An 11,880-nucleotide genomic window follows, 5' to 3' on the forward strand; every position below is an offset into this window, starting at 1 on the left:
CAGGAGTTGATGCGCTGCGGAGGATCAGCAGTAGAGCCGGCGCAGGTAGGGCCAGGTCTGCCGGCCGACCTGACCGTCCTCGGCCAGGGTGGTGCGGCAGGCGTAGTTGACGCCCTTCTGGAACTTCTTCGCCGCGGCCTGGGAGTTGCGGCCGAAGATGCCGTCGATCGTACCCGGGTTGTGGCCCTGGTACTGGAGAAGGCACTGGGCCTCCTTGCCGGCGGCGGTCACCTGCGAGGTGGAGGGGACGACGGTGTTGCCGTCGTGGTAGCCGGCCGAGAGCCGGCCGGCGGAGCTCATCTTCACGTCGCACGGGTAGGCCGCGGCAGCGGCGGCGCCGGTCCCGGCCGCGGCGGCGACGCCGGTGGCCGTACCTCCCAGCAGGACGAGGGAGGCGAACACGATCGCGGTGCGCCTGCGGGTTGCGGTGAGAGCCATGGAAGAACTCCTGAGAGGGTGCGTGGTCGGTATCGCCCGGCCGTGCGTGCCTGCCGGTCGGGCACACCCGACTGTCTTGCGAACACGGCTGCCCCGGGTACCTCGAACAGTTCAGGTTGCACAGCCCGCCGATCGTCGGCTACCGACCCATTGCCGCTGACCCGCACGGTCCACCCCGGGTGCGGCCGGCCGCAGGGCGTGGCTTAGTGGCTGCGAGTCCTGTCCGCCGTTCGTAGTGGAGTGCGCGCATGCCCGACGCCGTGCCTGACCCCGTCTCCGTCCAGCCCGTCGTGGCACCGTTGACCAGCGCGGCGCTGTTCCTGGTCGGCACGATCGAGCCGGGCGGCGAAGGCGCGGTGCGGGACGTGCTGCCGGATCTCGCGGCCGTCGCCCGGTCGCTCGGATTCCGGTACCCGGACTCCGGCCTCGCCTGTGTGGCGGGCTTCGGCTCCAGCGCCTGGGACCGGCTGTTCGCGGGGCCACGGCCCGCGCACCTCCACCCGTTCCCGGAGCTGCGAGGACCTCTGCACCACGCCCCGGCGACCCCGGGTGACGTGCTGCTGCACATCCGGGCCGAGCGGATGGACGTCTGCTACGCGTGGGCGGCCCAGTTGCTCGACAAGCTCGGCGGGGCCCTGCGGATCGTGGACGAGACGCACGGCTTCCGCTACCTCGACCACCGGGATCTGCTCGGCTTCGTGGACGGTACGGAGAACCCGGTCGGCGACGACGCCCGTTCGGCGGCGCTCGTCGGCGCGGACGACGACCCGGACTTCGAGGGCGGCAGCTACGTCGTCGTACAGAAGTATCTGCACGACCTGACGTCCTGGAACGCGCTCTCCGTCGAGGAGCAGGAACGCGTCATCGGCCGCACCAAGCTCGACGACGTGGAGTTCCCCGACGAGGACAAGCCCGCCGACTCCCACCTCGCGCTCAACACCATCACCGACCCGGACGGCACCGAACGCGACATCCTGCGGGCGAACATGCCGTTCGGGAGCTTCGGGAAGGGCGAGTTCGGTACGTACTTCATCGGGTACGCCGCCGATCCCGACGTGCCCGAGCGGATGCTCCGCAACATGTTCCTCGGCGATCCACCCGGGACGCACGACCGCATCCTCGACTTCTCCACCGCGGTCACGGGCTCGCTCTTCTTCGCCCCCCGCGCCGACTTCCTCGACGCTCCGCCGCCCCTGCCCGTCGTGGCCCGCTCCGGGGACCGGCCGGAACCGGTGCCCGTACCGGTCCGGCAGGAAGCGGTCGCGGCCGGTCCCGACCACGGTTCGCTGCGCATCGGCAGCCTGCAAGAAAGTGCCCCGTGATGAACAATCTGCACCGCGAACTCGCACCGGTCACCCCGTCCGCCTGGGACGAGATCGAGGAGGAGGCCCGCCGCACCTTCCGCCGCCATGTCGCCGGCCGCCGTGTCGTCGACGTGTCCGATCCGGAGGGCCCCACGCTGTCCGCCGTGGGCGACGGCCATCTGCGCGACATCGATCCGCCCACCCCGGACGTGGTGGCGCGGGCCCGCACCTCGATGCCGGTCATCGAGTGGCGGGTGCCGTTCACGGTGACCCGCCAGGCCGTGGACGACGTGGAGCGCGGCTCCGCCGACAGCGACTGGCAGCCCGTCAAGGACGCGGCGCGCACCTGTGCGTTCGCCGAGGACATGGCGATCATCGACGGGTACGGGGCGGCCGGGATCACCGGCCTGCGGGACGGTTCCTCGCACGAGCCGCTGCCGCTGCCCGCCGACGCGCGGGACTATCCGGTGGCGGTCAGCCAGGCCGTGACCCGGCTGCGGCTGGCCGGTGTCGACGGACCGTACCGGCTGCTGCTCGGCGCGGACGCGTTCACCGAGGCCGCCGAGACCTCGGACCACGGGTATCCGGTCAAGACGCATCTGAGCCGCCTGGTGGACGACGAGATCCTGTGGGCGCCCGCGGTCAAGGGCGGGGTGCTGCTCAGCACCCGGGGCGGAGACTTCGAACTCTGCCTGGGCCAGGACCTGTCGATCGGCTACGCGGACCACGACACCACCAGCATCCACCTCTACTTCCAGCAGGCCTTCACCTTCCGGATGCTGACGCCGGAGGCCGTGGTCGGTCTGATCGCCTGACCCTGGGGGCAGCCATCAGGGACTCTGACCGTATGACGCAGACGACTTCCGCACCACACCACGAGGACGGCACGGCCCCGCCCGCCGCCCGCTTCGACGCCGTCGTCAAGGCGGCCGTCCAGCAAGGGCTGTTGGACGAGGGCGGCCCGGTCGCCGGATTCATCGACACGGAGGGGGTGCGCGCCTCCGTCGGAACCCTGCGCGAGGCCTTCGCCGCCACACCCGGGGTGCTGCACACCTTCGCGGCCAAGGCCTGTTCCCTCATCCCGGTGCTGCGGCTGCTCGCCGACCGCGGCATGGGCTGCGAAGTGGCCAGCCCCGGTGAACTGCGGCTGGCCCTGGAGGCCGGGTTCCCCGCCTCCCGTATCGTCCTGGACTCCCCCGCCAAGACCCGCGAGGAGATCCGGCTGGCGCTCGCCCTCGGCGTGGCCGTCAACGCCGACAGCCTCGACGAACTGCGCCGCATCGACGCCCTCCGGAACCCGGGCACCGCCTCGGTACTCGGGCTGCGGGTCAACCCTCAGGTCGGCGGTGGCGCGATCGGGCCGATGAGCACGGCGACGGACACCTCCAAATTCGGGGTGGCGCTGCGCGACCCGGGGGCCCGCGAGGCGATCGTGGCGGCCTTCCGGGAACGGCCGTGGCTGACCCGGCTGCATGCCCATGTGGGCTCCCAGGGCTGCCCGTTGGAGCTGATCGCGGCGGGGGTGGCACAGACCTACGAACTGGCCGAGGAGATCAACGCGACGCTGGGCGACCGGCAGGTCACCAGCCTCGACATCGGCGGCGGACTCCCGGTCAACTTCGCCGACGAGACCGTGCACCCCACCTACGCGGACTACGTGGCGGCCCTGACGGCGGCCGCCCCCGGCCTCTTCTCCGGGCGCTATGCGCTGGTCACGGAGTTCGGCCGGTCGCTGCTGGCGAAGAACGGGTTCATCGGGGCCCGGGTGGAGTACACGAAGGACGCCGGGGGCCGCCGTATCGCGCTCACCCACGCGGGAGCGCAGACCGCGACCCGTACCGTCCTCATGCCCGACGCCTGGCCGTTGCGGATCGGGGCGTTCGGCCCGGACGGCACACCGAAGGGCGGCCCGGTGCTGGCGCAGGACATCGCGGGACCGTGCTGCTTCGCCGGCGACGTGGTGGCGTACGGCAGGGAGCTGCCGGAGCTGGCCCAGGACGATGTGGTGGTGCTGTACGACACGGGGGCGTACTACTTCTCCACCCCGTGGGCGTACAACAGCCTCCCACGGCCGGCGGTGTACGGGTTCCGGGTGGCGGCGGAGGCAGGGCGCGACGGGACGGCGGTGACGTTCGCGACGGTGCGGGACGCGCAGTCGATGGATGCCATCGCGGCGGAGAGCGGCCTCGCGCACGCCGACGCGCTGGTCGAGCGGAGCGACTGACCGGGGCGGATGCCTGGGAACGTACAGCCGCCCGGCGCCCCGGCCCTCCGGCGCCCCTCGGCGTCACCGCGGTGGGCCGGTGCGGGACCGAGAAGCGCCGGGCGACGGTCGGTCAGCGCCGCCGAGGCCGGCACCGTCACCGGTACCGGCCCCCGCTCACGTCCCGGCGGGCTGGGGCTCGGGTTCCGGATCCGGTACGGGGTCGGGGCCCGGCGGCTGCGGAATCGGGTCGGGCGCGGGGCCGGGCGGAACGGGCCCGGGACCCGGCGGCACGGGCGGCGGACCGGGCACCGGGGTGGGCGGGCCCGGTACGGGCGGAGGCGTCGGCGAGGGCGGTACGGGGTCGGGGTACGGGTGGGTCATCGCGATCCTCCACAACGGCACGGAAAGGACAGATGGAGCTTTCCTCCACCGTCTCCCGGTGCGGCTGCCCGCGCCTGCCGAGTCCACACATGCGCCCGGCGACGGCAACGCGCACGGCCGGGTGCGTTGCCCGCCCGGAGTGGGCAGCACTCCGGGGCCCCTGCCCCGTCCGGGATCCACGACCGGCACCGTCGACACGAAAGGCGTCCCCATGTCTCTGCCGAGCGTCCTCGCCGTCCACGCCCATCCGGACGACGAGTCCTTGTTCTGCGGAGGGGTACTGGCCCAGCACGCGGCATCCGGCGCCCGCACGGCGGTGGTCACCGCGACCTGGGCGCCGGGCACACACCGGGCCGCCGAGCTGGGCCGCGCCCTGGACGCCCTGGGCGCGGGCGCCCCGCGCCTGCTCGGCTACGCGGACGCCCGGGTACCGGAGTCGGCACCGGGCAGGCCCCGGTTCCTCGACGCGCCGCTGGACGAAGCCGTGGAGGCGGTGGTCGGCCACATCCGGGACGTCCGGCCGGAGGTCTTGATCACGGTGGACGCCTACGGGGGCATGACCGGCCACCCGGACCACGTGCACGCCCACCGGATCACCGCGCTGGCGGTCCGGGCCGCCGGGCTCCCCCGCTACGGTCCACGAGCCGGTGATCCCTGGCAGCCGAGCGCGCTCCACCTCGCCACGTACCCCCGCTCGGCGGCCGTTCCGGTGGGCGGACGGCTGGCCCGGGCGGGCACCCCGGCCGACGCGCTGTACTGCTCGGAGGACGCGTGGATCACCACGACCGTCGACGTCGGCCCCTGGCTCCCGCAGAAGCTGGCCGCGATCCTCGCGCACCGCAGCGAGGTGGAACGAGGAGCGGCACCGGGCCGGATCGCCGCTCTGTCACCGGCAGTTCAGCGGGAGGTGCTGGGCACCGAGTGGTACATCCGCCAGGACCTCACGCCTCGGAGCGGGTCCGCCACGGAGCTGAGCGCCTGACGGCGAGCTCGATGCGGGCGGAGGGCTCAGAACAGCTCAGGATGGTGCCTGAGCTGCCGCCCCGCCTCCCGGACGAGCTCGCCCGGCGCCTCGGGCGCCTCGTCGGGGTGGCGCTGCGCCCACTTCGCCGCGTACGGGCACAGCGGCACGACGGGAACGCCCTCGCGGGCGGCCATGGCGTAGAACTCCCTCACGAGCGCGCCCGCGATGCCCTTGCCCTCGTGTTCGGGCCGGACCACCGTGTGCACGGCCACGAGCGCGCCGGGAGCCGGGTCCATGACGAAGTACGCGATGGTCCCGGCCGACGTACCGTCCTCGTACGCCACGAGAGTGCCGTGCTCCCGGTCGTCCCTGATCTCCACTGCCGCGTTCTCCGCCATGGCTCCTGCCCTCTCGTTCGTGGACCGCGCACACCGCGCTCGTCCCGGAAGCGCGGACGGCGGCCTCAGACGTCCGCGACGACGGCCTGCGGGCTCCGCTCCGTACGGCTCCCCGGTACCGGCGCCGAGGCGTCGTCACCGAGTGCCACGATCCGGTTGTCCGCGTCCACGTGGACGACCCGCGGCACGAGTGCACGGGCCTCGGCATCGTCGACCTGCGCGTAGCTGATCAGGATGACCAGGTCACCGGGGTGCACGAGGTGTGCGGCCGCGCCGTTGATCCCGATGACACCGGAGCCGCGCTCGCCCTCGATGACGTACGTCTCCAGGCGTGCGCCGTTGTCGATGTCAACGATATGGACCAGCTCGCCGGGCAGCAGGTCGGCGGCCTCCATCAGGGCGGCGTCGATCGTCACGGATCCGACATAGTGCAGGTCGGCCTGGGTGACGGTGGCCCGGTGAATCTTGGACTTGAACAGAGTGCGCAACACTTGAGACTCCTCGAAGACGGCTCCCTGCCTACTTTGTGCAGGTCAAGGGCGATCTCGACTGTACACCGGGACACGCCGAACGATGTTTGTGAAGAACATCGCTCCGATCAGGAAATGGCTTCCTACCTGGGCTTCCCCTTCGCTCAGACGTCTGTGGGGACAATCGCCCCGGAACGCGCGGGGGCTTGCGCTGACCGGATGCTGACTTACCTGACGAGTCATCATGCATGCGGAAGACACCTCAGCACACGGACGAAGTGCGCCCACGCACCGACCTGCCGGGCCCCGCCATCGCTCCGGCTCACGGAACGCGCCCCCTCTTAGCCATCAGCCGATCGATGCTCGACAGCCCGGAAACCGGATCGCCGCCTTCCGCCCGTCCGAAACTCCTCGGCAGTGTGGACCTCGTGGGCGAGGCGGGCCGAGGCGTCGACGCCGACCCGACCGAGCCGAGGTCCATGTCATGCGCCCCTGCGCACGTGTGTGCGCCGTTCCTTCCCTCCGTACGGTCCAGCCGATGGTGAACCGGCCTCGCACACTGTGAAGGAGAGCTGTTGAAGCCGACCGAAGAAGTGCTCCAGGACCTGACCCAGCCGTCGAACGTCTCCGTCCACTCCGACGTGGTACTCGTCGGGAAGGTGGAAGCCGCCATCGCGGCGGACGACAAGAAGCGGAAGGAGAACGAGGACGAGCCGCTCCGCCGGAAGCCCGCCCTCGCTCCGATCCCGCAGACGGAGCTGCCCCGGCAGTTCGAAGTGACCCTCTGGGACGTGCTCCACACCCTCGCCCGGGCCACAGCCCTGTCATGGCGCGGGGCGAGCCGAGGACTGGCGGAACACTCGGGGAAAGGTTCCCTCTTCCGTCACAGCTGCCCTGGCCGCTCGCCACCGCAGTCCCGGCAGCGAACGGTTCAACGAAACACGGAACGGGACCCCTGCCTCTCTCGGCGAGGCCCTCTGGGGCCTCTCTCCTTCCCGGATCCTACGATGCCCGTATGAAGAATGGAACCAGGCTGAGCCGATGGGAGCAGCGCACGCGTACACCCCTTCTGCTGCTGGCAGTGCTGTTCGCCGTCGCATACGCCTTCCCTGTCCTCGCTCCGGATGCACCGGACTGGGTGCACGCGGCGTGCCGTGCCGCCGAGTGGACCGTCTGGGCGGCGTTCGCCGTCGACTACGCGGTTCGGCTGGCACTGGCCTCCGGCAAGTGGGCATTCGTCCGGAGCCATCCGCTGGATCTGGTGGCCGTCGTCCTGCCGCTGGTTCAGCCGCTGCGTCTGCTGCGGCTGGTCTCCACTCTGCTCCTGGTGGGCCGACGGGCCAGGCACGCGCCGCAGATCACGATGACGGTCTACGTCGCCGGCTCGGTCGTCGGACTCATGATGTTCGGCTCGCTCGCGGTGCTCCAGGTGGAGCGGGACGCACCCACTGGCAACATTCGCACCCTCGGCGACGCGGTGTGGTGGTCCTTCACCACCATGACGACGGTCGGGTACGGGGACCTGGCGCCCACCACCGGGCTCGGCCGACTGCTCGCCGTAGGGCTGATGCTCTCCGGCATCGCACTGCTCGGTGTCGTGACGGCGAACATCGCGGCCTGGTTCATCTCCCGCTTCGAACGGGACAACGCCGAGGAACGCAGGCAGACAGCCCTCCTGGAGGCCCTGACCGCGGAAGTCACCGCACTGCGGGCCGAGGTCGCGCGGCTCGCAGTCGCACCGGGGCCCGAAGCGGCCAAAGTGCCCGGACCTTACTCTCCGGGGCCGTGAACACCTGACGGGAAACGGCAAGGCGTGCGCGGTGTGGCCCCGGCCTCGGTGTCGCGCAGCGCAGCGCGGCGGGCTGGCAGGCGGCGAGCAGGTTCAGCCAGTCGTCGACCGTGTCGCGAGCGAAACCGGCCCCATGCCCGTCCGGGTGGAGGAGGGAGTGGGCGTAGCTCTCGATCCAGAGCGTAAGCAGGCCGCGGCGGGAGTCTTCGGACAGCCACTGTCACAGCGATCGAGCGGCCGAACGCAGACCGTCGTGGGCGTTCTCGTTCCGGAAGTCGGCAATCCGCTGGATCTGAACCGTTCGTCTGATCTGGCCCGGGCCAGCAGGGCGCGGAGGAGGCCGTCCTTGCTGCCGAACAGGTAGATCAGTACACGTGGGCTGGAGTGGATCTCCTCGGCCAGCGGGCGCAGCGACAAGGTTCCGAGGCCGTTGCGCAAGGGGTAGGCGCACACAGCCTCCAGCAGATCCTGTCGGCTCGCGGACGGGCTACACCGTCAAGGAGTACGAGCCCGGGACCCGGGTCCGCTTCCGGTTCGGCCCACCCCGCGCGGGCTACCACGAGTTCTTCATCCACCCTCTGGACGGCGGCGGCTGCCTGGCCCGCCACGACATGCTCATCGGCACCCCCCGCGCAGATGTGCTGCGCTGGCCGCTCGCGGTAGGCCACTTGCACGACACGGTCATCGAGGGAGCCCTGGACAATCTTCCGTGCAGTTCGGTAGAACGGGTGGCCCGGCCCGCGAGCCGCTCATGCTGGGTGCGTCTGCTGCACCGCCTGTTCTGGTATCGGCCGCGCAAGGTCGATCCTCCCACCACCTCACTGCTGCTGCCCGGCGCACTGCCAAAGGTCCACTTCGCCGACGCCTTCCAGGTCCCTCTGCACCCCGCGATGCCGTCCGGCCCCGAGCCCTGGCGACAGGCCTTCCCACCGTGAGGAAGAGCAGGTCAGAAAAGGTTCCTTGACTCTCCGTGTCGCGCGTGGGCACCCGGAGCGTCAAACGAGCGTCACGAGAGGCTGATCCACCGGCGCACTCCCGGCATCGGTTCATTCCTCGCCGTGGTGTGTCGTCCTCAAAGAGGATCGCCTGGACGCGTTGCAGCACGTCGAGGTCGGCCCGGTTGTGGAAATCGACCGGTGCCTTCATCACGACCGACTCGGCGACCGCCGTCTCCCGGTGCGAGGAGACACCCCGGTGGGCCAGGCCGTGGTGGTTCACGCACACGAAGCGGCACGCCGAGGAGTTCAAGCGGGACTCGGTCGCGCTCGTGGTTTCCCGAGCAGGACGGTCACCGCGATGCCCGGGAGCCGGCATCAGCTCGGAGTCCCCGCTCGGCTGGTACCGCCGGGCGAAGGCGGATCGGGGCAAGGTCGGCTCCGGCGAGCTGACCGGCACCGAGCGCGAGGAACTCAAGCGGCCCCGAAAGGCTCCGCGAGCGCGTGAGCCTTGAGGTCCGGCACTCAGTCGCCGACCATTCCGACGTCGATGCGCCGACCGCGTGACGCGTCCACCACGACGGGGATACCGTCCGGAATCCGTCCCTCGAGCCGCTCGAGCAGAGACTCCAGCGGCGGGAGGTCTCCGGGGGTGCGGACGTGGATGTACATCGTCCGGGAGGTCGCGTCCACACGCGTGACGGACGCGCCCGGCTCGTCGGCGAGCCATTGTTCCGCCGCGGTCTTCGTCCGGCCGGTCCAGACGTTGAGCAGAACCGTGACCACGGTGTTGGCCGTCAGCGGGACGAACACGACGACGAACAGCAGGGCCATGGCCGCATATGCCCCTCGGGCGGGCCGTCCCGCTGCCTTGTCGGCCTCCACGCCGTAGCCGAGCGAGGCGAAGACGACCATGCCCCCGAAGACCAGAGCGAAGAGGTTCGAGACGAACAGCACCAGCGCTCCCAGCGCCAGCCATCCCGACAGCTGTCCCAGGCACACCCCGGCCACCACCAGAGGCGGGACGAGGGAGATGGCGATCGCGACCCCGGGCAGTACGGCAGCGACGTCCCGACGGGCAAGCGCCACCGCGCCGGCGAAACCGGTCGCCAGGGCAGCGATCAGGTCCATCAGGCCCGGTGACGTCCGCGACGAGATCTGGCTGTCGGACAGAAGGTCGAAGTCACTGGGGAGGACCAGCGACATGACCATCCCGATCGCGATCACCAGCAGGCAGGCAAGGAGGACGACCATCGCCGATCCGGTGCGGCGGCGCTGCACCGAGCCCAGGGCGATGCCCATGATCGGGGTGGACAGGGGCGCAATGATCATCGCGCCGATCACGGTCGCCGTCGAGTCTGTGAGCACCCCGCCGGCGGCAATGACCGACGACAGCGTCAGCATGGTCCAGAAGGCCGAGCGCTTGGACGTGGTGTCCCCGGACGACAGGTACAGATCGTGGGCCAGTTCGTCCAGCGAGCGGCGCTGGGAGGCCGGCAGAACACGCGCGCGCATCTTGCTGAACATGTCCTCAAACAACCACGCCCGGCACGCTTCCCTCGGGCAGGACACGCGCGCGGCGGCTCCGGCTCCGGCCCGGAGCTTCGCAAGGCCGACGTTCGAGCGCTTCGTTTCGACGGGTCCGCCGCCCATGTGACCGCCGGAGGCCGGGAGGGAACAAGCCCGGGCTCCGTGGCGCGTTCACTCCTATCGTGGAAAGCACAGTGATGGTCGACACCGAGGCGGCAAGCACATGAGGAAACCGCAGATCGACTACGCGGCGGTCTTCCACGCCCTGCCCGGCATGGTGGCTCTGCTCACCCCTGAGCTGGTGTACGCAGATGCCAACAGAGATTTCCTCCGGCTGGTCGGGCGCACCCGAGAACAGTTGCTGGGCCACTACATCTTCGACGTCTTTCCCGAGCACCCCGACGAACCAGCAGCGGCCGGCATGCGCGAGACCCAGGCGTCGATGTTGCGCGTAGTGGCCACCGGCGAGCGCGACACCATGGCGCTGCTGCGCTACGACATCGAGGACCGCGAGCGGCCCGGCCATTGGGTGGAGCACTTCTGGAGTCCGGTCAACGCGCCGGTGCTCGGCCCGGACGGTGACGTCGTGCTGATCGTGCACCGGGTGGAGGAGGTCACCGGACTCATCCGCGCTCGCGGCGACCGCGGCGGTGACCGCGCCACACGCGTCCTTGAGGCCGAGTTGTACACCCGCGCCCGTGATCTGCAGCAGGTGAACGAAGGTCTGCGTCGGGCCCAGGCGCGCGACCGGGAGGTCGCGCTGGCTTTGCAGGCGGCGATGCTGCCCGCCCCCGACCCGGTCGGGCACCACCGGGCAGCCGTCCGCTACAGCCCCGCCGTCGGCACCCTGAACGTGTGCGGCGACTGGTACGACTTGGTCGACCTGCCCGGCGACCGCATCGCGGTCGCTGTCGGCGACGTCGTCGGCCACGGGCTGGAAGCCGCCTGCGTCATGGGGCAACTGCGCAGCGCGCTGAGCGCGGCCGCTCGCGTCGCCGACGGCCCGGCCCGCGCCCTGGAGGCTCTGGGCCTGTACGCCCGGCATGTCGATGGTGCCGAGTCGACCACGGTGGTGAAGACCTTCATCGACTGGGCCACCCACACCATCACGTACAGCAGCGCGGGCCATCCTCCACCCGCCCTGCTTCACGACGACGGCACCGTGGCCTTCCTCGACCGGGCGACTGATCCGCCTCTCGGCGCGCGCCCCGAGCACGTCCGGCGGCCGGAGGCCAGTACGGCCTTCGCCGAGGGAGCCATTCTGGTCATGTGCACCGACGGTCTGATCGAGCGTCGTCGCGAGGACATCGACGTCGGCTGACCCGTCTGGCCGACGCCCTCGTCCGCCATGGGAGGCCGCCCCCGAGGCCCTGGCCGACTCCCTCCTGGCCGATCTCCTCCCGCCCACCGGCAACATCGACGACACGGCGCTGGTCATCATCCGCCTGTGACCCGTCCTACTCCG

11 protein-coding genes and 1 pseudogene are annotated in these 11,880 nt (G+C 70.9%); 7 read left to right on the plus strand and 5 right to left on the minus strand.

All coding sequences use genetic code 11. The features are described from left to right. Positions 1–24 precede the first annotated feature (24 nt). Complete coding sequence (locus AC0VY3_RS20395; RefSeq protein WP_475550222.1) at positions 25–438, minus strand: peptidoglycan-binding domain-containing protein; 414 nt, start codon at positions 436–438, stop codon at positions 25–27. A 248-nt stretch (positions 439–686) separates the two neighbouring features. Here AC0VY3_RS20395 and AC0VY3_RS20400 point away from each other — a divergent pair, with 248 nt between their 5' ends. Genes AC0VY3_RS20400 through AC0VY3_RS20410 form a run of 3 tightly spaced genes read left to right on the plus strand, consistent with a single transcriptional unit; the run spans position 687 to position 3,966 of the window. Continuing rightward, a complete protein-coding gene (locus AC0VY3_RS20400) occupies positions 687–1,760 on the plus strand; it encodes a Dyp-type peroxidase (RefSeq protein ID WP_475550223.1) in 1,074 nt (357 codons plus the stop codon). Continuing rightward, a complete protein-coding gene (locus AC0VY3_RS20405) occupies positions 1,760–2,557 on the plus strand; it encodes a family 1 encapsulin nanocompartment shell protein (RefSeq protein WP_103508940.1) in 798 nt (265 codons plus the stop codon). The genes AC0VY3_RS20400 and AC0VY3_RS20405 overlap by 1 nt, the downstream gene beginning before the upstream one ends. 32 nt (positions 2,558–2,589) lie before the next feature. Further along, positions 2,590–3,966, plus strand: a complete 1,377-nt coding sequence (locus AC0VY3_RS20410; RefSeq protein ID WP_475550224.1) for a type III PLP-dependent enzyme domain-containing protein — start codon at positions 2,590–2,592, stop codon at positions 3,964–3,966. Between the two features lie 156 nt (positions 3,967–4,122). Here AC0VY3_RS20410 and AC0VY3_RS20415 read toward each other — a convergent pair whose 3' ends face one another. Further along, positions 4,123–4,329, minus strand: coding sequence for a hypothetical protein (locus AC0VY3_RS20415; RefSeq protein ID WP_078611318.1), 207 nt, complete (start codon positions 4,327–4,329; stop codon positions 4,123–4,125). 211 nt (positions 4,330–4,540) lie between these two features. Here AC0VY3_RS20415 and AC0VY3_RS20420 point away from each other — a divergent pair, with 211 nt between their 5' ends. Beyond that, positions 4,541–5,311 carry a PIG-L family deacetylase gene (locus tag AC0VY3_RS20420; protein ID WP_475550225.1) on the plus strand — a complete coding sequence of 257 codons (771 nt, stop codon included), beginning with the start codon at positions 4,541–4,543 and terminating at the stop codon, positions 5,309–5,311. A gap of 26 nt (positions 5,312–5,337) precedes the next feature. On the opposite strand, the gene AC0VY3_RS20425 is transcribed toward AC0VY3_RS20420, so the two are convergent. Both AC0VY3_RS20425 and panD read right to left on the minus strand, forming a co-directional pair. Further along, positions 5,338–5,691 (minus strand): GNAT family N-acetyltransferase, encoded by a 354-nt coding sequence (locus AC0VY3_RS20425; RefSeq protein ID WP_242739386.1) that lies wholly within the window; start codon positions 5,689–5,691, stop codon positions 5,338–5,340. A 65-nt stretch (positions 5,692–5,756) separates the two neighbouring features. Then, a complete protein-coding gene (panD, locus tag AC0VY3_RS20430) occupies positions 5,757–6,182 on the minus strand; it encodes an aspartate 1-decarboxylase (RefSeq protein ID WP_475550226.1) in 426 nt (141 codons plus the stop codon). A gap of 994 nt (positions 6,183–7,176) precedes the next feature. On the opposite strand from panD, the gene AC0VY3_RS20435 reads away from it, so the two are divergent. Both AC0VY3_RS20435 and AC0VY3_RS20440 read left to right on the plus strand, forming a co-directional pair. After that, positions 7,177–7,950 carry a potassium channel family protein gene (locus AC0VY3_RS20435; RefSeq protein WP_358769969.1) on the plus strand — a complete coding sequence of 258 codons (774 nt, stop codon included), beginning with the start codon at positions 7,177–7,179 and terminating at the stop codon, positions 7,948–7,950. 611 nt (positions 7,951–8,561) lie between these two features. Continuing rightward, on the plus strand, positions 8,562–8,885 hold the full coding sequence (locus AC0VY3_RS20440; protein ID WP_358379665.1) for a hypothetical protein: 324 nt from the start codon (positions 8,562–8,564) through the stop codon (positions 8,883–8,885). 525 nt (positions 8,886–9,410) lie between these two features. Here AC0VY3_RS20440 and AC0VY3_RS20445 read toward each other — a convergent pair. Continuing rightward, positions 9,411–10,538: a TIGR00341 family protein gene (locus AC0VY3_RS20445; RefSeq protein ID WP_475550227.1), complete on the minus strand. Its 1,128-nt coding sequence runs from the start codon at positions 10,536–10,538 to the stop codon at positions 9,411–9,413. A 100-nt stretch (positions 10,539–10,638) separates the two neighbouring features. Here AC0VY3_RS20445 and AC0VY3_RS20450 point away from each other — a divergent pair. After that, positions 10,639–11,866, plus strand: a pseudogene (locus AC0VY3_RS20450) (PP2C family protein-serine/threonine phosphatase). The last annotated feature ends 14 nt before the right edge of the window (positions 11,867–11,880 follow it).

This window comes from Streptomyces sp. iso_384 (genome assembly GCF_056172905.1).

Excerpts from the sequence above, each read along its gene's own strand:
- AC0VY3_RS20395 (WP_475550222.1), bottom strand. The coding sequence starts at position 438 with ATGGCTCTCACCGCAACCCGCAGGCGCACCGCGATCGTGTTCGCCTCC.
- AC0VY3_RS20400 (WP_475550223.1), top strand. The coding sequence starts at position 687 with ATGCCCGACGCCGTGCCTGACCCCGTCTCCGTCCAGCCCGTCGTGGCA.
- AC0VY3_RS20405 (WP_103508940.1), top strand. The coding sequence starts at position 1,760 with ATGAACAATCTGCACCGCGAACTCGCACCGGTCACCCCGTCCGCCTGG.
- AC0VY3_RS20410 (WP_475550224.1), top strand. The coding sequence starts at position 2,590 with ATGACGCAGACGACTTCCGCACCACACCACGAGGACGGCACGGCCCCG.
- AC0VY3_RS20415 (WP_078611318.1), bottom strand. The coding sequence starts at position 4,329 with ATGACCCACCCGTACCCCGACCCCGTACCGCCCTCGCCGACGCCTCCG.
- AC0VY3_RS20420 (WP_475550225.1), top strand. The coding sequence starts at position 4,541 with ATGTCTCTGCCGAGCGTCCTCGCCGTCCACGCCCATCCGGACGACGAG.
- AC0VY3_RS20425 (WP_242739386.1), bottom strand. The coding sequence starts at position 5,691 with ATGGCGGAGAACGCGGCAGTGGAGATCAGGGACGACCGGGAGCACGGC.
- AC0VY3_RS20435 (WP_358769969.1), top strand. The coding sequence starts at position 7,177 with ATGAAGAATGGAACCAGGCTGAGCCGATGGGAGCAGCGCACGCGTACA.
- AC0VY3_RS20440 (WP_358379665.1), top strand. The coding sequence starts at position 8,562 with ATGCTCATCGGCACCCCCCGCGCAGATGTGCTGCGCTGGCCGCTCGCG.
- AC0VY3_RS20445 (WP_475550227.1), bottom strand. The coding sequence starts at position 10,538 with ATGGGCGGCGGACCCGTCGAAACGAAGCGCTCGAACGTCGGCCTTGCG.